The organism is Acidovorax facilis, assembly GCF_023913775.1.
In the GTDB taxonomy this organism is placed as follows: Bacteria; Pseudomonadota; Gammaproteobacteria; order Burkholderiales; family Burkholderiaceae_C; genus Acidovorax; species Acidovorax facilis.
In genome coordinates this window covers 1-18,455 of sequence record NZ_JAMXAX010000119.1, presented here as the reverse complement: position 1 = coordinate 18,455, position 18,455 = coordinate 1, and the positions used below count along the sequence as shown (strand labels likewise).

Sequence of the window (18,455 nt, the reverse complement as noted above, 5' to 3'; positions counted from 1 at the left end):
CCGAGGCTGTGAGCCCCAGCCCGGCGAAGGACCGGAACACGATCCCGGCCAGCTGATTGAAGTTGCCCAGGATGTAGGCGAACGCCCCCACGTACAGCACCTTCTTGACCAGCCGCGCGATCACGTCATCGCCCTGCCCCGACGCATGGCTCATCGCCCAGTACAGCCCCGCCAGCGTCACATCAATCCCCACCAGCGTGGCCGTCAGGAAACGCACTTCCCCGCCCAGCAACCCGAACCCCGAGTCGATGTAGCGCGAGAACACATCCAGGAAGCGGTCGATGACCGCAACGTCGTTCATCGCGGTCCGTCCTGGGCGGCCGATGCCGCGGATGCCTGCGGCCGGGCCGGCGTGTATAGCGTCCCGCCCCCCATGAAGCGCCGCCGCGTGGCCTCGGCCACGGCGTTGCACTGTGCATCGCCCACCTTGGCATGGTCGGCCTTGCACTGCGCACGCAGTTCCTTGAGCCGCGCGGGATCAGCGACCAGGGATTCCACGGATTCGATGGGGGCCGGCTTGCCGCAGGCCGCGAGCGCCAAGGCGACGGCGCCCAGAAGGAACAGCTTGGTCATGGCCTTCCCCTCATTGCCCGTAGAAACCCACGGCCACCGGGGTGTAGGGCGTGCCCTCGCCCTGGAAGCGCCGGCGCACCTCACGCGCCCGCTCCTGCACCGCCACCTGGCGGGCCTGTTCCAGCGCTGCGGCCCGGTCCTGGGTGATCTGCAGCTGCTGCGCCTGCATCGCTTGGCGCGACTGCAGCGCGAGCAGCTGGTTCGTGGCCTGCATCGCCTGCAGCGCGCCCACGGCCGACTGGTTGCGGTTCACCAGATCCGTGAGCGTGCGCTCGTCGCTCGCGAAGTTGCGCACCGCCTGCGATTGCACCTGGGTCGCGGTGCGCAGCGCTTCGAGCGACTGCTGCCAGCGCTCACGCGCATCAAGCGCCATCTGCTTGCCAGACACGGTGGCGGCGTACTCCTTCGGATAGAGCCGGCGGAACTCGGACTCCATGTGCGCCACGTCGAAGGCCAGCCCTTGGGCCTGGCGGATGAGTTCGTTCGTCGCAGCCAGCGCCGCACGCAGCTCCCCCAAGGCGCTGTGATCCAGGCTCGCCAGGTTGCGTGCCTGGTTCTGCAACTGCTTGATCTGGTTGTTGATCTGCTCCAGCGTGCGCGCGGCCGTGAGCACGTTCTGCGAATAGTTCGAGGGATCAAAAACGATGCGCCCGCCGCCCAGGAAGGCCTGGGCGGGCATGGCGGTGCCGAGGGCCAGCGCGGCGACAAGCGCCAGCGCCGCCTTGCGACGAAGGAACAGGGACTTCAAAAGCATGGCAGGACTCCTTCAGGTGGTTGGAAACGGTGGAAACGTGGGAATGAGGTCGACAGCCCAGTCCAGGCCCCGGTGGCGCAACCAGGCGGCAGCGAAGCCGGACGGCGTGCCAGAAGCAGAGAGGACCTCCTGGATCCGGTCCATTGCGCATTGGTCATCGGGAGAGGACGCCCCCGCAAACGCCAGCGCCACGGGCCCCAGCCCCAGGTCGAAAACCCGGTTGCCCAGCCGAGACTGGTAGTAGTAGTCGCGCTTGGGCGTTGCCTGGGCCACGATCTCGATCTGCCGGCCGTTGAGCCCGAAGCCCTCGTAGACCGCGCGGATCTGCGGCTCGAAGGCCTGCGGGTTGGGCAGGAAGATCCGGCTCGCGCAGCTCTCCACGATGGCCGGCGCGACGCTGGAATCGCGGATGTCGGCGAGCGACTGCGTGGCGAAGACCACCGACACGTTCTTCTTGCGCAGCGTCTTGAGCCACTGGCGGATGCGCGCCGCAAACACCGGGTCGTCCAGGAACAGCCAGGCCTCGTCGAGGATCAGCAGCGTGGGCGCACCATCGAAGCGCTCCTCGAAGCGAGCGAACAGGTAGGACAGCACGGCCAGCGTGGCCGCACGGCTGGGCATCAGCTCCTCCATCTCGAAGCACTGCACAGGCGAAGATCCGAGCCGGTCCGCCTCCGCATCGAGCAGTTGCCCATGGGCACCGCCCAGCACATAGGGCTGCAACGCCTGGCGCAAAGCGTTTGACTGCAACAGCACCGACAGGCCCGTGAGGGTGCGCTGCTCCACCGGAGCGCTGGCGAGGCTGGCCAGGGCCGACCACACGGCATCGCGCTCGGCCGGTCCCACGGCCACACCCTCATGCGCGAGGCGACCTTCAACCCACTCCGCCGCCCAAGCGCGGTAGCCATCCTGATCGATGCGCGCCAGGGGCTGGAATGCGATCCGCCCGTCAGGCCCGAGGTCGTAGTGCTCGCCGCCCAACCCCAGCACCGTGGCCCTCATTGAGCGCCCCATGTCGAAGGCCAGGACGCGCCCACACGGGTAGCGCCGGAACTGCAGCGCCAGGGTCGCCAGCAGCACCGACTTGCCCATGCCAGTCGGGCCGACCACCAGCGTGTGGCCCACGTCGCCGATGTGCGTGACCAGCCGGAACGGCGTCGCGCCGTCGGTGCGCGTCACGATCAGCGGCGGGCCATCGAGGTGCGCATTGCGCTCCTGCCCAGCCCACACGGCCGACACCGGCATCAGGTGCGCGAGGTTCAGCGTTGAGACAATGGGCTGGCGCACGTTGGCGTACGCATGGCCCGGGAGCGAGGACAGCCAGGCCTCGACCGCGTTCAGGGTCTCCGGGATGGTCACGAAGCCCCGCCCCTGGATGGTCCGCTCCACAGCCCGCAGCTTCTCGTCGGCAGCCGTGGCATCGGCATCAAGCACCACGACCGTGGCCGTCACATAGCCGAACGCCACCTGATCGCCACCCAGCGCCTGCAGCGCCGCATCGGCGTCCTGCGCCTTGTTGGCTGCATCCGAATCCACCAGCGGACTCTCCTGCTGGAACACAGTCTCGCGCAGCAGCGCCACGATGTTCTTGCGCTTGGCGAACCACTGACGGCGCAGGCGGGCCAGTTCCCTCTCCGCCTCGGCCTTGTCCAGGCAGAGAAACCGCGTGCACCAGCGGTAACCAAAGCCCAGTCGATTGAGATCGTCCAGGATCCCCGGCCAGGTCGAGGTCGGGAAACCCCGCACCGTGAGCACGCGCAGGTGCCGGTTCCCGAGCATGGGCGCGAGACCGCCCACCAGCGGCTGATCGGCCAGCAGTGCGTCCAGGTGCATGGGCACTTCGGGAACGGCCACTGCCTGGGAGCGCGTGGACACCGTGCCATGCAGGTAGGTCAGCATCTGGCCGTCAGCGAGCCAGCCCAGCTCCGGCACCACACCATCGAGCAGGTCCAGGAAGCGCTCCGTCTCGGCCACGAAGGCCCCCAGCCGTTCGCGCCAGTCCACGCCCTCGGCCTTGCGATGCTCGTAGAGCAGGTTGCCCGCGCGCGAGCGCGCCTCCTCGGGCGGCAGGTACAGCAGCGTCAGGTGGTACCCGCTCTCGAAGTGGCTCCCCGCCTCCTCGAAGGCGGCGCGCCGCTCCTCGTCCACCAGCCACGACAGTGGCTCCGGAAAGTGCGACTGCGGATAGCCCGCCGCCTCGCGCCGCTCGGCCTCGACGAACAGCGCCCAGCCCGAGCCCAGGCGCTTGAGCGCGTTGTTCAGCCGCGCCGAGGTCGCGATAAGTTCACCCGGCGTGGCGCTGTCCAGGTCCGGCCCCCGGAAACGCGCCGTGCGCTGGAAAGAGCCATCCTTGTTGAGCACGACCCCAGGCGCGACCAGACCGGCCCAGGGCAGCCAGTCGGCCAGCAGCGCGGGACGCCTGCGGTATTCAGCGAGGTTCAGCATCGCCTGCCCTCCCCGCCCTACACGTCCAGCAGCGGCCGCTGCTTGATGTGGCGCGCGAACACCTGCATGAACTGCGGGTCCATGCGCGCCCCCCAGACCGCGAGCGTGTGCCCCGCGATCCACAGCACCAGGCCCGGCACCCACAGCTGCATGCCCAGGCCCACGGCGGCGGCCAGCGTGCCATTGGCGATGGCCACGGTGCGTGGCGCGCCGCCCAGCAGGATGGGCTCTGTCAGCGACCGGTGCAGTGGCACCTCGAAACCCGGTGGCAGGCTGTGGGGCAGGTTCATGCCAGCACCGCCCCGCCCGAGAACGAGAAGAAGGACAGGAAGAAACTCGACGCGGCGAACGCGATCGACAGCCCGAACACGATCTGAATCAACCGCCGAAAACCACCCGAGGTGTCACCGAAGGCCAGCGTGAGCCCGGTGGCGATGATGATGATCACCGCGATGATGCGCGCCACCGGCCCCTGGATGGACTCCAGGATGGACTGCAGCGGAGCCTCCCAGGGCATGCTGGAACCGGCGGCCTGCACCGGAACCGTGAGGGCCAGCAGCAGGGCAGCCAGGGCCGCCGCCCGCAGGCACGGATGTACAGAAAGACGTGGATGCGTCATGAAGATTCTCCCTTGGTGGATGAAGTTGAAGATGGCGAATGCGATGCAACGACCTGCTGAATTGGCGGAAACGGTGGTCCCAGCGAGCCATCGAGCTGGTAGCCATCGCGGTCATGACCAATGACGCGCGCGATCTCGCGCACCCGGCGCGCATGGCCGCGCCCTGCGATAAAGACGATCACATTCACCGCCTCGGCGATCAGTGCGCGCGGCACGGTCAGGCTGACCTCCTGCACCAGTTGCTCCAGCCGCGTGAGTGCGCCCGCCGCTGATCCCGCGTGCACCGTGGCGATGCCGCCTGGGTGCCCCGTGCCCCAGGCCTTGAGCAGGTCCAGCGCCTCGGCGCCGCGCACCTCGCCAACCACGATGCGGTCGGGCCGCAGGCGCAGCGTGGCGCGGACCAGGTCGGCCATCGACGCCACTCCGGGCTCGGCGCGCATGCCCACGTGGTCGTCGCTGCGGCATTGCAGTTCCACCGTGTCTTCCAGGATCAGGACCCTGTCGCGGGTGTGGGCGATCTCGTCGAGCAGCGCATTGGCGAGCGTCGTCTTGCCCGTGCTGGCGCCACCCGCCACCACGATGTTCTGCCGCTCCTGCACGGCCTGGCGCAGGAAGCCGGCCTGGGCCTCGGTCATGACACCGTCCGCCACATAGTCCGCCAGTCCCATAATGCGCAGTGCCCGCTTGCGTATCGCGAACGAAGGCGCGCGCACGACAGGCGGCAAGGCGCCCATGAAGCGCTCGCCCGTCTCAGGCAGCTCGGCCGACAGCAGCGGCGCGCCAGGATGCACTTCGGCGCGCACATGCGCCGCCACCAGGCGGATGATGCGTTCGGCGACCGGCGCTGACATGTGGTGCCCCGTGGGACAGCGCCCGGAACCGAGCCGGTCCACCCAGAGTGAGCCGTCCGGGTTCAGTAGTACCTCGGCCACCTCCGGATCTTCGAGCGCCGCCGCGATCTCCGGGCCCATGGCGGTGCGCAGCATGCGGATGCGGCGCTGCGCGGGTTCGGCGGGTAACAGACTGGATCCGGTCATGCGCCGTCCTCCCCACAAGGTCCTCGGGTGGGAACCGGAGCCGATGGCGCCGGAACATCCCCGTCCAGGGGACCAATCTCCTCGTGGATCTCGCGCACCAGGCTGCGCCCGCGCTGGACATGGCGTGCCAGCTGCTCGATGAACTGCGCATAGCGGGCGCGCCCCTGGGCGCGCAGTGCCTCCTGCTGCTGCTCGGGCACCGGCAGGGCCACGGTCAGGTAGTGGCGCAGGTACAGCGCCACGGTCTCGATCAGGATGGCTTGGTCACGCTCCAGGCGTTCGAACTGGCGCGAAAGCCTGTCCAGGCGCCTGGCCGTGGCCGCCTCGCGCTGGTCCATCGCGTCCGGCGACAGGAAGGATGACAGTGCCGCCGCGATCACCGAGGATTTGGAGACACCCCGGTGGGCCGAGATGTCCTCCAGGCGCCGAGCGTGCTCGGGTTCGACGAAGATGTTCAGGCGGGCGCGCGTCACAGGACAATCCCGTCGTCAGGGTCCAGGGCCGCCAGGCGCGCGCTGCGCACGAGCTGACGGTCCAGGTCACGCGGCAGGAGGGGCGCTCCATCGTCATCGCGCTCATCCTCCAGCAGGATCAGGTCCTGCGCCCCGTCATCGCGCGAAGGCGCGAACGCTGCCTCCAGCTCCGGCTTGAGCTGGTGTCCACCCTCATCGGCCACACCACCCACACCACCGCCCATGGCGGCCGAAGCAGCCGCCAACACCGGCAGCATGCTCCAGTCATCCGGCCGCCCCGCCGGGCGATCGGCATAGCCGCTGTCCGCCAGCTCGGGCGCAGGCAGCACCCGTACCAGGAAGTTCCGATCCTGGTAGTAGCGCAACTTGCGCGCCCGGATAGGCGCGTGGCCCGAGACCATGACCACGGCATCGTCAGGCGGCAGCTGCATCACCTCGCCGGGCGTGAGCAACGGGCGGGCCGTCTCCTGCCGCGAGACCATCAGGTGGCCCAGCCAGGGGGCCAGCCGGTGGCCCGCGTAGTTGCGCTGGGCGCGCAGTTCGGTGGCCGTGCCCAGCGCGTCGGAGATGCGCTTGGCCGTGCGCTCGTCGTTGGTGGCGAACGCGATGCGCACATGGCAGTTGTCCAGGATCGCGTGGTTCGGACCATAGGCCCTGTCGATCTGATTGAGCGACTGCGCGATCAGGAAAGCGCGCAGGCCGTAGCCAGCCATGAAGGCCAGGGCCGATTCGAAGAAATCCAGCCTGCCAAGGGCAGGGAACTCGTCGAGCATCAGCAGCAGCTTGTGCCGACGCTTGATGCCGTCCGAGCCGTCAAGCGACTCGGTCAGGCGCCGCCCGATCTGGTTGAGGACCAGGCGGATCAACGGCTTGGTACGGCTGATGTCCGAGGGCGGCACCACCAGGTACAGCGACACCGGATGCGCCGAGGCAATCAGGTCGGCGATGCGCCAGTCGCAGCGTGAGGTGACTTCGGCCACCGTGGGATCGCGGTACAGGCCAAGAAAACTCATGGCCGTGGACAGCACGCCCGAGCGCTCGTTCTCGCTCTTGTTGAGCACCTCGCGGGCAGCGGATGCCACCACCGGATGCGGTGCACCTCCCTGCTCCGCCGCCAGGTGCGGCATGGTCATCATGCGGTGCAGCGTCACCTCGAAGGGGCAGGCCGGATCGGAGAGAAAGTTGGCGACACCGCGCAGGGTCTTGTCTTCACCGGCGTAGAGCACGTGGAGGATTGCGCCCACCAGCAACGCATGGCTGGTCTTCTCCCAGTGGTTGCGCCGCTCCAGCGCCCCTTCAGGATCCACCAGGATGTCGGCGATGTTCTGCACGTCGCGCACCTCGTGCACGCCACGCCGCACTTCCAGCAAGGGGTTGTAGGCCGCCGAGCGTGCGTCGGTCGGGTTGAACAACAGGCAGTGCGAGAAGCGCGCACGCCAGCCCGACGTGAGATGCCAGTTTTCTCCCTTGATGTCGTGAACCACGGCGGAGCCGGGCCAGGACAGCAGCGTGGGCACCACCAGACCCACGCCCTTGCCCGAGCGCGTGGGGGCGAAGGCCATCACGTGCTCCGGCCCCTCGTGGCGCAGGTAGGCGCCGTCGCGGCCAGATGCCCGGCCCAGAAACACTCCAGCCGGACCGGTCAGCCCGGCCTTGTCGATGTCCTCGCGCTCAGCCCACCGGGCGGAGCCATAGGTGGTGACGCGCCGCGCCAGACGCGAGCGCCACACCGCCATGCCGATGGCTACCCCGGTGGCAAGCAGGCCGCTGGAGGCCGCAATGGCGCCGCCGCGCGAGAAGACCTCGGGCGCATAGGCGTCGTACCAGTACCACCACTCAAACAGCTTCCAGGGCTCGTAGACCGGAAGCCCTGAGAGATCGAACCAGGCAACACCCAGGCGCGGCTGGTAGCCCAGCGCATGCGCAGTCCATTGCGTAGCCACCCACACGCCGCACACAGTGACGCCCATGACGGCCGTGATCTGGCCAAACAGGATGCCGGTGTGGGCGGAGGATGCCCGCTCCTTGCCCCCCTCTGATCGAGATGCCATGCCCGCTTGTTCCTTCGGCGCCAACCTGCGCCATGCGCATGCGCGCCCCGTGGCACGCATGGCGAGAGTCTGGAACCGATGCACCGCGCTGCCCACCCATCCGTGCGTAGCGCAGCGCAGGCTGGCGGGCACGTCTCAGGACAACGCCGTAGGCTGGCTGGATTCAGTGGCCCAGGAACACGCTCCCGGCCTCCCTGGGCGGGGAGCATGTACTCCATGCAACCCCATGTCCAAGGCCGATGGCGCAGGCCCTGGATGCAGCAGATCCCTGCTGCGTAACAGTCACGTCAAAGTGCTGACGTGGGTAAGAAAACGTTGCACCGGCTCAGCCACTCCGAAGCGCTGGTGCTTGTGCAGCACATAGGTCGTGAAGTGGGCGGACTCAGCCAGCGGGAGCACCACGACATCTCTGCGCTGCAGCGTCCGCATATGGTCGGCGTCCGCCACGCCAACACCCTGCCCCACGGCAACGCGGGTCAGGTAGCCTGACAATGTCCGCGCCTCCGCCGCGATCACCGGAGACAGCGCCTGCTGACGCAGGATGGATGCCACCTGCTGGTGCAGCCCAGGATGAGAAGCTGAAGTGAATGCAATGATGGGGAAAGCCAGCAGTTCAGCCAATGACAGCATGTCGCGTCCAGCCAGTTCATGCTCAGACGGGAGAATCGCGACCATGGGGCTGGTCCAGGCCGTTTGCTGAACAATGACCTCGTCATCCAAAGGTCCGAAGGAAAAGGCAACATCCACTTCCTCATTACATAGCGCAGCGAGCAATTCCGGCGTATGCATTTCCACAAGTTCGACAGGAATTTCTGGAGCAAGCCGATTCCAGCTGGCAAGGCACTCCGCCAACCGTAGCTGAGCCATGCAATCATCCAAACCGATACGCAACGGCTCCCGATAACGTTTATCGACGGCCAGCACTGCGCGCTTGGTGCGCTCCAGCCGGATGAGCAAGCTGCGTGCGTGAGCAAGCAGCTTGATACCTGCCGGTGTGAGCTCCAACCTGCGGGGTGCCCGAACAAAGAGCGTCACGCCCCACCGTTCCTCCAGGTCGCGGATGGTGCGTGACAATGGGGTCTGGTCGATATGCACGCGCTCGGCGGCGCGGCGGAAGTTGAGCTCTTCGGCAACGGCGATGAAATAGCGCAGATGCCTCAACTCGATCATCGCGCGGTTACGACGCTGACAGCGTCAATATCAGCGAAATCTATCGCCTCTCGGATCCCCTGAAGTCCAACACCCGCAAATCCATGCCCCATCGTTGCATAAGGAATTTCCTTGAAACAGCTGCGTTGCGATGCAGATGCAAATGCGACATGTTCAGTAGAAATCATCTTGATTCCCTGGTTGACCCATAGGTTGCCTGCATAGCATATGGGTGTTCTTCCTGTTGAAGAAGTAAGAATTGAAAACAGACATTTCTTGACCACACACTGCCTCCGCCCAAGACAACTTCAGGAGCAAAAGGAGCGAGGCCCACGCCTACTGCAGACAGGAGAGGGTTCCCCCAGAAAAACCACAGATTTTTTGTTTACAGAGACGCACCACGGTGCTTCCCGAAATCCCAACTGACCACCCCGGTTTTGATGACTGCTTGGATCTGTTTACCAATATGCGGTTCAATCACAGGCCGCCAAGGCACAAGGCAGAACCCTGTCCCATCGTCCAACATCGCAAACCTCCCGCTGGCCAACTGAACGGACTGACGATAGACACCGCTGACGGTCTCGCCATCACGCACCGACCGCCACGTCCTTCCCATCTCCCGCTGCAGCTGTTGCCCCACCACCGCCAGTTCGCGGTCCCGCAAGGTCATCAACAGATCGCGCGCCAGGATGACGCGCTGCCCCCGGCGCTCGGCCAGCCCCTCCCCCACCAGGAAATCCACGCGCCGCGACATCGCCTCCTGCACCTGCGCCCCGAACCCTTGAGCGGCTGGCTGTGGCGAACCACTGACCACCAATCCCCGGTCCAGCCAGGTGGATCCCACGGCGTGGATCTGCTGTTCCAGAGGCAGGTAGGAGCGCAGTTCGACGGCATGTCCAGCGACCTTCTGCGCACCGAGTTGCTGGACCTTCTGCAAGAGGTCTGGTGGCACGGCCCAAACACCATCGGCTACGCGTTCCACGACCCCCTTACGGCGCAGTGCCTCCAGCCGACGCACATGGACTGCCACCGTTGCCTGTGGGTCCCGATCTCCTGCTTGCAGGAGCTGCGCGCGATGATGGGCGGTGGTGTAGATGCCCTCCCGTGCTAGATCCAGGACCGTGCGGTCCACCGCACGCTCCAGCGCCTGTGGTTTGCCTTCAACAATGCCGCCAACCGTAAGCTCCGCCAGATCGGTGTTTGCCTGCAGCCTGAGGTAATGCGCCCGGCCATCGATACCATCCACCACCAAGTAGGGCTTGTCATGCAGTTCGCCATCCAGCCCCTTGGCCGCGATGCGCCCAAGCACGGGCACATCCGTTGGCGGCTCGGTCACCAGCTCCCGCTGCTCTCCCTTCATCGCCCGGTGCATGGTACGCAGGATGTCGCCGCGTTCTCCCATGGCCGTGAGCGTCTGCTCCATCCGAGGAAGCAGGCGCCATCGATGGGCATCGAGGCGCTCGGCCAGTGCCATGGTTTCAAGGCGCTGCAGCCGAGCACGCAACAGGTTGAGGCGCGGCGTTCCCAAGGGACCTTGAATGCGGCCAGGGCGCTCCGTCAGGTCCACTACATCCGCCACGGCCTGGCGCTGCAGTTGCCGATCCAGCCCTGTCCATCGCTGCTGGTCCACTTCACGCTGCTGGCTCTGCCGCATCTCCAGTTCGGTGCGCGGCCCCAGCCATTCCGTCGCCAGTTCGCTGGCACGCCGGCGCATGCCGTGGGCCATGTAGTCGGGCGCGATGACCAGGTCCGCTCCCCTGCCCTCGTCCGAGCGCCCGCGCAGTACTACGTGGGTGTGCGGGTTGTCGGTATCCCAGTGGTCCACGGCCACCCAGTCCAGGCGAGTTTCCAGATCGACGGCCATGCGTGCCATCAGCGTGCGCGTATAGTCGCGCAGGTCTTCCAACTCCCCGGCATCCTCCACTGACACGATGAAGCGGAACTGATGACGGTCCCCTTTGCCCCGCTCCTCAAACGCCTGCAGGTCCGCAGTGTCCGTGTCTGCCCCGTAGGCGCGTCCCTTCTGCCCATCGCGGGTCGTGCCGTCGCGTTCGATGTAGCGCAGGTGGGTGGAAACCGATCGGGCGCCCGCTTTCCTGAGCACCACAAACCGGGACTTGATGACTACGCGTCGTGCGTTCCTGCCCAGTCTCTGGCCCGCGATGCCGCTCGCCACCCGCCCTCTGCCAAAAGTGGATGCAGGACGCATGCCTTTGTTCCCTGACGCCGTGGCTCCAGCCCTAGAAACCTCCTTCAGCACCTGACTGACTAGGCGGGAAGACCGTGCTCCGGGACGCGACTTCGGTGCGCCCGGCCGGATCCTGAACCGCCCCTCCTCCAGCCCGTCCTTACGTGCGGCCATGGCGCCCACTCCAGCGAACCCAAGCGCAGTGGGTCGGAATCAGCACGGGCCGACTACACGTTGCTGGCCGGATCCAGCCCCGGCACGGCACCGCATGCTCCCGGCATCGTGCCGTGCCCAACCCACGTGCAGACTGGCTTGGCGGGCACATGCGTGCCGGTCCTTTTATCTTGCCCTCCGTCTGCGTATCCCGCATCGGCTCCCAACTTCCATCCGCCCCCGGCCTTACGCACCCGCCATGAAACCACCAGGGCTGCCCAAGCAGCGGCGCAAATGCTGCGGGCTTACGGCCTTCACATTGCACTGCCGACTGCTGTGCGAGTGCCGCGTCCATTGCCACCAACCGGCGCCTGTAGAGACACTTCATGGCGCACTCCATATCCGCAACGGATGTGCAATGCCAAGCACTGCCGACACCTGGACTGGCCCAAAGTACCGGCTGTCGAACGACGCCGGATGGGTGTCGCTCAACAGGAACACCTCCCCCTCCACAAGAGCCCGGCATTGTCCCCAGGCTTGCAACGGGCGGACCATGCCATCCTGCGGTCGCACGCTGGCCACCACGGCGCCGTCGATCCGCACCGTCTGCTCGCGCACGCACACCGATTGCGGCGCCAATGCGCCGACACGCTTGAGGATCGGCACGCCGATGGGCAGGTAGCCGCGCTGTGCCGCCAGCGCGGCCACATCAGCGGGAAGCCGAACCAGCACGGTGCTGCCCACAAGCAGGGAGTCCGCACGCCCCATGCGCTCAATGCGGTACCAGCCGGGCGCCACGCTGGCGCTCGGGTTGTAGACGAACCGGGGCTCCCTCGGCACCAACACCGGCCCGACCAGGAGGGCCACGGCTGTCGCCATGCCGGCCAGCAGCACGGGAAGCGGTACAGCGGGCTGCGTCATTCCTCGCCTCCACGCGCCAGGTGCGCCGCGTGCCGCTCGGCAGTGTAGACCGGGAGCGGCAAGCCTGCACCAAGCCGATGGCCCACCTTGCGCCAGTAGCTGGCAGCCACAGTGCAGGGATCGATACCCAACGCCTCAATGGCATCGATCACCGCCAGCACGGCCTCGACCTGCGCCTCGCCATCGGCACGCAGCAGAATGCGCGTACCCGGCAACACACCCGCCACACACTGTGTGTCCTCGAAGGGTGTCGGCGCCTGCATCACCAGGAGCTGCCAGAGCGCCGTGCCAGAGATATTTCCGATCCACTTCACGCGGCAGCAGACGGTGCCAGGCACGAACATCGCAACACGCCGCCAACGGTCCAGCACGATCTCCACCGTCGGCCGGCCAAACCGCAGCCAGACGTTCACCCGATCTTCGACGAAAGCGAGCGAAACACGCATGCGGGTCGGCCTCTGCGGCACCCTCGCCTGCAGCGGAGTCTGCCGGACGGCTGGCGCCAGATAGGATACCGGCGCCGTCATGCCACGTCCTCCGGATACTCGCGCTCCAACAACTCGCGCAGCATGTCCGCCGCTGTGATGCCACGCCGGAACGCTACAACCTTGATGCGCCCGCGCAGCGTCGGCGTCACATCGATGGTGAGCCGTGCGGTGTAGATGGATGCCTTCGCCGGTATCTCAGGCGCGTCCACCTGCCGCACCCAGGTTGATGCAGGATCTGCCCCGGGCCTGCGTCCGATCGGCACCCGGTGCGGCGTCACTACTGGAGGAAGTGCCGTCATCGCAGCACCTCCCGCACGGCCTGCGCGAGCGCCACGACCTCACGTGCGGCCGCGCACTGCGGCGCCACTTCGCATGCCAACCGCCCTCCAGCCACGCTATCGGCGAACACGATGCGCTGCGAGACCTCTGTCTCCAGCGCAGCAAACGGCTGATCGGCGAGCGCTGCACGCGCTTCGCGCCCGATCACCGTGCCAACCACGCGCCGGTTGATCACAAAGGCGGCGCGCAGCTGCGGCCGGAACACCCGAGCCTCCGTGATGAGCTGCACCATCTCATGGCTGGCCCACACGTCGTAGGCGCTCGGCTGCACCGGGATCAGTACCAGGTCGGCAGCCAGCAGCGCGGAGCGCGCGAGCGCCGCGACCCTTGGTGGCCCGTCGATGACCACAAAATCCGCCTGCAGGGCGATTTGCGGCGCTTCCTGGTGCAAGGAGTCCCGGGCAAGTCCGAACACCCCGTACAGCCGCTCCTGGCCGCTCTGGAGCCGCCGTTGTGCCCAGTCGAGGGCGGAGCCCTGCGGGTCCGCATCCAGCAGCGTGACACGGCTGCCTTGCAGGGCCAGCTCGCCCGCCAGGTGCGTAGCAAGCGTGGTCTTGCCTGCCCCGCCCTTCTGGTTGAGCAGCGCGATCACTTTGCCGGGGCGGCGGCCTTGCCTTTCTGGTGAAACACTCTGGAGTTCTGGATCTGCCTGAATTGCCATCGCAGAACCATTGCCCAAATTTTGAGCAGCTTCTGCTCGCACGCGCGTGACTTCCATTTATGTATCCCTTTAGATGTTTAGGGAGGGCCCAAACCGTTGCTGGGCGTGCCTTTGGGGGCGATCGGCGCGGGCGTTCCACCGATACCTCTGCGGGTGATCCCCCGAGGGTCGTGCGGGCGATCCACCGAGCCCGTCCCCAAGCCATCCACAGGTTCTTCAACAGAACCTGTGGACAAGTCGCTCCGGGGTCGGTTGTCCGGATCGGGCAGGAAGGCCAGCCACTCAATGCCACCACTGCGCTCGATGGACAGCCAATAGCCCGGCAGCGCCTGGCGCCGTGCCAGGTGGCGCACCTGGATGGCAAAGTCGGAGGGGCGCTGCAGGCTTCCCGACTTCAGGTGAAGATGGCGCATGTCGAAGCGCCATCCCGCCTGCTGCCGGCCGCCGTGCTTGCGCACGAGCCGGTACAGCCAGCGCTCAATCCCCCCGGAAAGCCGGAAATACGTCGGATCGAGCGTGAGCACCAGCCCCTCGTCCATCACGCCGGTAAAGAACCAGTCGGCCAGAATGAGTTCGATGCCGTCCGAACGTCCCCCGGGCTGGACATACTCCTTCCACTCGTTGATCCAGGAGAAGCGGTGTACCCGCTTTCCTCCATTCGGACGTTCTCGCTGGCGCAGCGTCGTGGCGACGGTGGTGGACTGCAACCGGTCCAGCGCAGCGCGCAGCGCCAGGTAGTCGCTGCGGCCGGTGCCACGCTGCGCAAAGCGCAGGATCTCGTAGGGCGTGGCCACCATCAGGCGCGAAGGCGCAATGCCTTCCTTCTTGGCCTGGATGATCTGGCTCGCAGCCCAGATCAGCACGTCGGCATCCCAGATGGTGGCGATGCCGTGCTCGGGCACGCCCTCGACCGTGAGAGAAATTCCGCCCGCTTCAAATCGGATCGGCACAATGCGCGGCGATTTGGCGAGCGAGAAGAACGGATAGGCCATCAGGTCTTGCGCATCGCGCAACGCCATGTCGCTGCCCGGCAACGCGCGGAACAACGACAGCTGCTCGCGTTCGCTCGGGCGCTTTGACATCCGTGGTGCCTCTCTCGTCCGGTCAGATCAACGGACGGAGTCACGCTGCACGCAGCCGGGGTCCGAGGTCATGCCGTAGGCACGGCCATCGGCCCAGGCGCGCAGGTCAGTGGCCGCGTAGACCACGCGTGCGCCGAACTTGCGGAAGCGCGGGCCTCCACCCAGAACGCGCTGCTTCTCCAAGGTGCGCGGCGAAAGCCGCAGAAAGGCACCCGCTTCTTCGGTGGTCAGGAACTCAGGATTTGCAGGGACTGCAGGGACAGTCGCCGCAGAGGACTGCGGCGCAGCCACTGCAGCTGTGCGGGACGGGAAAGAACTGCCAACGGCCATGACGGACTCCATCGCTGTCGATGGGCCGCAAACCATTCGCGGCCCGATGGAGGCAGTCTCGGAAATCGGGCCCGATCCAGGCAGGGAGAGATTCAGCGCACCGGTTCGTCTCCGGGGGGCTTTGCGGCGGGATCCAGCACACTCGCCAGGGACAGATACCCGCCATGCATGAACGCCTCAGCCCGCCGCAGCAGGTGGCGCACTTGCGCACGCAATTCGCCATCGTCGTGCCAGCGCAGGACAACGGCTTCGAGGCCGAACAGGGCCTGTGCGATGTCGCGATGCGACGCTCCCGCCTGCGAAGCATCGAGTGCCTGCAGGGCGCGCAGGTGCAGCAAAGCGGCACGGGTGGCCGGCCGCACGGGCGGGATCTCAGGCGCATGGCCTTCCAGGGCCTGTGCCTGTTCGCGGTACCCGTCGAGCTGACCGCGAAGCCCCGGAGTCAGCGGCACGGCGCCCACATAGGCACCGCCATCCTCCAGAGTGCCTGAGAGCGACAAGCGCATGCGCAGCGCGCTGAGATCTGCGGTGAGCGCCAGGTCGTGGCCGTCCATCGCCAGGCGCTTGCGCCCGGGGATCCGCCACAGATCGAACCGACGGGTTACGGCACCGTGCGCACGCACGGCACGCACATGCAGCAGTCCGTCAGTGGACGACAGCCACAAGGGATGAGCAACCCGTCCGTCCAACTCTGGATCTTCGGCGACATCGCAACCCCCATCGGGCAAAAGACACCACGCGCTTGCGTCGGGCCCAATCGGCGCGGTAACCGGGGTGGCGACGCAGGTACTCCCAAGCGAGGGTTGGATCGTCGAGGTCCAGCACGTACAGATAGGCGGCGGACACACCCCACGGGGCATGCGGAAGATCTTCGGGGGTGGGTGTGGTCACGGAATCCTCCAGCAAAAAGGGGAAACCTGCCACAGAGGGAAAGTTACAGGGTGGCTATCTCGGCGACCTCACGTCGCGCGCCGCGCGATCGAGAAAGGATTGTGTCAATCAGTCGTTGATCGAGCCATCGCGCTGCGCGTCGGCCAGGTAGCCCGAGAGCGTCTGGCGAGGCCTGAAATGCGGATCGGCCACGATGCGCATGCCGCGTGGGCCCCGCACCCCCTCCAGGGCCGAGAGGCTGACATGCCCCAACTCGGGACACCCCGTGCCAGCATCGCACAGCCCGAACGCTCGGTCTCCATCGGCATCCAGCTCCGTCAGCAACCACACGGCTCCAGCATCCAGCGTGTAGAGCTTGACGACCGGCAGGGGATCCAATGCCTCACCGCGCGCACGCGCGGCGCTGTTGATTCGCATCAAGCGTTGCTGCTCATTGGTAAGAAATGTCATTGGAGGTATCCCGGAGACTGAATACTACTTCGGCCCTTGAATCGCACAAGTCGGAAAACCGCCAAGGTAATGGGCCGTTGGGCGAACACCCAAAGTGATTTTAAGAGTTAAAGATAACGTGGTTTTAATTGTGGTGAAACGCAACGCTCCAGGGCATGCAAAAGCCAGGAGTACAGCGCGGGCGCCCCACCGGCGCGACGACGTTTGACGCAGGTCCCGCACGGGCCTTTGGCGATGCCGTGCGCCACCTGCGCACGCTGGACGGTATTGCCCAAGAAACCCTGGCGCACCTGGCCGGTGTCGAGCGCTCGCACATGGGAAAGATCGAACGTGGAGAGCACATGCCGACGCTGGCGTTGATCCTGAAGATCGCACGGGCATTGGGCCGCAGCGCCAGCGAACTGATGCTGGAAACCGAGGCCCGGTTGCCCAAGAGCGAGGGATGAGGCGATAGTGGCCATCCGCACGCGCTGACGGCCAACGCACTGCGGCTACGCCACAATCCGCCCCGCAAGACGCGCCTCACGCGCGTAGGCACTCAGCCGCTTCTGCAGAGTGAAGTGCAGGTCCCGTTCCACTGAAAGCCCCAGCCGGCCACGCACAGTCGCAAGTTCTGCCAGGCTGACCCAGCCCAACTCGGGATAGCCCAGACCCAGGTCGCACAGCCCAAACACATGGTCGTGATCGTCGGGGTCCATCTCGGTCAGCAGCCAGGTCGCACCGGCATCCGGGGTGAACAGCTTGACCACCGGAGCGGGGTCGAATTTTTCTTGTTCGAGGGATTGCCGGCCATTGGCCAGCAGTTGCGCGCGTTGTTCGTCCGTGATGAGCTTCGTCATGGTCTTCTCCTTGGAAGGAATCAGGGCGGGATTGCCCGAGACCGGAAGCAGCACGGCGCAGCGCAGGCGTCAGGGTTCGCAGACGTCCGCCAGGACGCCAGCGTGCACCGCACGCGCAGACCTTGACGGCGAGAACGGCGTGATACGGTAAAGGGAACAGCAAGCCAGCCCCGCCCGACCAAACGAGTCGGTCATCGGAGACACAGCCCTCCCTGCCGATCCGGCGAGCCGGTTCGGCGGTATCGAAGGGGACGCCAAGCCCGGCGCGGCGGGGATGGGCCGCAGGTCGATCCCCAGGAGGCAAGCGCAGCGCGCAGCACCGCAGGAGCGAAGGCGTCAGCGATGAAAGCCCGCAGGGACGAGACGCCACCGGTGGCTCGGTGCACATCACGCCAGCGCGGTCCGGCCATGCCGGAGATGCACACATCCGTAAAGCCACAAAGACACATTGACGCAAAACCGCAGTCCCGTGAACCCATCACGACGAATTCACGGAAACCCACAGAGCAGCAAATCCACAGATCCAACAATGCCCCCATTCGCAAACACGGATAAATGCTTTCTCGTATTTCCGTACTACAGGGCGTAACAACGCACGCACCGCCCTCCCCGAAGCAATGAGACAAAAAGCGCCCCGCCTCAGCGGGGCGCCGAGGGCGACGTCAGTCGCCCTTGCTGCGCGACCAGATCAGGTTGTGCGCGCCATCCTCGCCTTCGACCAGGCGGGCATAGAGAGTGGCAGGGAACGACGGGTCATCCAGAGTCACTGACAGGTAGGGGCGCTCCGCCTTGCTGAGTTTCTTCCACGCCGCGCCGATCTCCAGCCCGTTGCCGGCGACGACGCGGTAGTCCGGGGCGTTCTCGCTTGCCTTGTCGCTGGGCACGAGCCGGACCTTGACGTTGAGCGTCAGGGTGCGAACCGTGCCGGTGTAGCTGCCGTTCTGTGTGGTGAAGGTGCCGATGTTGGCCATGATGAAGTCCTTTCGAGGTTGTCCAGGTCGCGCCCATCGCG

General features: G+C 66.3%; 22 protein-coding genes and 1 pseudogene. 1 reads left to right on the top strand and 22 read right to left on the bottom strand.

All coding sequences use genetic code 11. The annotated features are described in order from the left end of the window. The 20 genes and pseudogenes from NFX52_RS23790 to NFX52_RS23695 form a co-directional block, all read right to left on the bottom strand. Nucleotides 1–301, bottom strand: a 301-nt coding sequence (locus NFX52_RS23790; RefSeq protein ID WP_252635850.1) for a type IV secretion system protein, incomplete at its 3' end; no start/stop codon positions are given. Continuing rightward, nucleotides 298–573 (bottom strand): EexN family lipoprotein, encoded by a 276-nt coding sequence (locus tag NFX52_RS23785; RefSeq protein WP_055402780.1) that lies wholly within the window; start codon nt 571–573, stop codon nt 298–300. The genes NFX52_RS23790 and NFX52_RS23785, both read right to left, overlap by 4 nt. Nucleotides 574–583: 10 nt before the next feature. Then, on the bottom strand, nt 584–1,327 hold the full coding sequence (trbJ, locus tag NFX52_RS23780; RefSeq protein WP_252635849.1) for a P-type conjugative transfer protein TrbJ: 744 nt from the start codon (nt 1,325–1,327) through the stop codon (nt 584–586). Nucleotides 1,328–1,339: 12 nt separating this feature from the next. After that, nucleotides 1,340–3,772 carry a conjugal transfer protein TrbE gene (gene trbE, locus NFX52_RS23775; RefSeq protein ID WP_252635848.1) on the bottom strand — a complete coding sequence of 811 codons (2,433 nt, stop codon included), beginning with the start codon at nt 3,770–3,772 and terminating at the stop codon, nt 1,340–1,342. 17 nt (nt 3,773–3,789) lie between these two features. Beyond that, nucleotides 3,790–4,062 carry a VirB3 family type IV secretion system protein gene (locus tag NFX52_RS23770; RefSeq protein WP_252635847.1) on the bottom strand — a complete coding sequence of 91 codons (273 nt, stop codon included), beginning with the start codon at nt 4,060–4,062 and terminating at the stop codon, nt 3,790–3,792. Then, on the bottom strand, nt 4,059–4,391 hold the full coding sequence (locus NFX52_RS23765) for a TrbC/VirB2 family type IV secretion system protein (protein ID WP_252635846.1): 333 nt from the start codon (nt 4,389–4,391) through the stop codon (nt 4,059–4,061). The genes NFX52_RS23770 and NFX52_RS23765 overlap by 4 nt, the downstream gene beginning before the upstream one ends. After that, nucleotides 4,388–5,428: a P-type conjugative transfer ATPase TrbB gene (gene trbB / locus NFX52_RS23760; protein WP_252635845.1), complete on the bottom strand. Its 1,041-nt coding sequence runs from the start codon at nt 5,426–5,428 to the stop codon at nt 4,388–4,390. The genes NFX52_RS23765 and trbB overlap by 4 nt, the downstream gene beginning before the upstream one ends. Further along, a complete protein-coding gene (locus tag NFX52_RS23755) occupies nt 5,425–5,901 on the bottom strand; it encodes a CopG family transcriptional regulator (RefSeq protein WP_252635844.1) in 477 nt (158 codons plus the stop codon). The genes trbB and NFX52_RS23755 overlap by 4 nt, the downstream gene beginning before the upstream one ends. After that, on the bottom strand, nt 5,898–7,952 hold the full coding sequence (locus tag NFX52_RS23750; protein WP_252635843.1) for a conjugal transfer protein TraG: 2,055 nt from the start codon (nt 7,950–7,952) through the stop codon (nt 5,898–5,900). The genes NFX52_RS23755 and NFX52_RS23750 overlap by 4 nt, the downstream gene beginning before the upstream one ends. Before the next feature lie 282 nt (nt 7,953–8,234). Next, nucleotides 8,235–9,122, bottom strand: coding sequence for a LysR family transcriptional regulator (locus NFX52_RS23745; protein WP_055401877.1), 888 nt, complete (start codon nt 9,120–9,122; stop codon nt 8,235–8,237). 364 nt (nt 9,123–9,486) lie between these two features. Further along, nucleotides 9,487–11,310 (bottom strand): DUF3363 domain-containing protein, encoded by a 1,824-nt coding sequence (locus tag NFX52_RS23740; protein WP_435301296.1) that lies wholly within the window; start codon nt 11,308–11,310, stop codon nt 9,487–9,489. Between the two features lie 516 nt (nt 11,311–11,826). After that, nucleotides 11,827–12,363, bottom strand: a complete 537-nt coding sequence (locus tag NFX52_RS23735; RefSeq protein WP_082437630.1) for a S26 family signal peptidase — start codon at nt 12,361–12,363, stop codon at nt 11,827–11,829. Next, a complete protein-coding gene (locus tag NFX52_RS23730) occupies nt 12,360–12,890 on the bottom strand; it encodes a DUF2840 domain-containing protein (RefSeq protein WP_055401874.1) in 531 nt (176 codons plus the stop codon). Before NFX52_RS23730 ends, NFX52_RS23735 begins: the two co-directional genes overlap by 4 nt. After that, on the bottom strand, nt 12,887–13,150 hold the full coding sequence (locus NFX52_RS23725) for a hypothetical protein (protein ID WP_055401872.1): 264 nt from the start codon (nt 13,148–13,150) through the stop codon (nt 12,887–12,889). Before NFX52_RS23725 ends, NFX52_RS23730 begins: the two co-directional genes overlap by 4 nt. After that, on the bottom strand, nt 13,147–13,851 hold the full coding sequence (gene parA, locus NFX52_RS23720; RefSeq protein WP_238385770.1) for a ParA family partition ATPase: 705 nt from the start codon (nt 13,849–13,851) through the stop codon (nt 13,147–13,149). The genes NFX52_RS23725 and parA overlap by 4 nt, the downstream gene beginning before the upstream one ends. Before the next feature lie 257 nt (nt 13,852–14,108). Further along, nucleotides 14,109–14,933: pseudogene (locus NFX52_RS23715) on the bottom strand (replication initiator protein A); the annotation flags it as partial. A gap of 27 nt (nt 14,934–14,960) precedes the next feature. Then, nucleotides 14,961–15,263 carry a helix-turn-helix transcriptional regulator gene (locus NFX52_RS23710; RefSeq protein ID WP_055401866.1) on the bottom strand — a complete coding sequence of 101 codons (303 nt, stop codon included), beginning with the start codon at nt 15,261–15,263 and terminating at the stop codon, nt 14,961–14,963. Between the two features lie 92 nt (nt 15,264–15,355). Beyond that, entirely contained in the window at nt 15,356–15,928 is a 573-nt protein-coding gene (locus NFX52_RS23705) for a DUF2285 domain-containing protein (RefSeq protein WP_055401864.1), read from the bottom strand. Beyond that, on the bottom strand, nt 15,909–16,109 hold the full coding sequence (locus NFX52_RS23700) for a transcriptional regulator domain-containing protein (RefSeq protein WP_435301297.1): 201 nt from the start codon (nt 16,107–16,109) through the stop codon (nt 15,909–15,911). The genes NFX52_RS23705 and NFX52_RS23700 overlap by 20 nt, the downstream gene beginning before the upstream one ends. Nucleotides 16,110–16,262: 153 nt before the next feature. Next, nucleotides 16,263–16,604 carry a DUF2958 domain-containing protein gene (locus tag NFX52_RS23695; RefSeq protein ID WP_055401862.1) on the bottom strand — a complete coding sequence of 114 codons (342 nt, stop codon included), beginning with the start codon at nt 16,602–16,604 and terminating at the stop codon, nt 16,263–16,265. A 155-nt stretch (nt 16,605–16,759) separates the two neighbouring features. Here NFX52_RS23695 and NFX52_RS23690 point away from each other — a divergent pair, with 155 nt between their 5' ends. Further along, on the top strand, nt 16,760–17,050 hold the full coding sequence (locus tag NFX52_RS23690) for a helix-turn-helix domain-containing protein (RefSeq protein WP_055401860.1): 291 nt from the start codon (nt 16,760–16,762) through the stop codon (nt 17,048–17,050). Nucleotides 17,051–17,095: 45 nt separating this feature from the next. On the opposite strand, the gene NFX52_RS23685 is transcribed toward NFX52_RS23690, so the two are convergent. Then, complete coding sequence (locus NFX52_RS23685) at nt 17,096–17,443, bottom strand: DUF2958 domain-containing protein (protein WP_055401858.1); 348 nt, start codon at nt 17,441–17,443, stop codon at nt 17,096–17,098. 662 nt (nt 17,444–18,105) lie between these two features. Further along, nucleotides 18,106–18,414, bottom strand: coding sequence for a DUF736 domain-containing protein (locus NFX52_RS23680; RefSeq protein ID WP_055399757.1), 309 nt, complete (start codon nt 18,412–18,414; stop codon nt 18,106–18,108). Between the last annotated feature and the right edge of the window lie 41 nt (nt 18,415–18,455).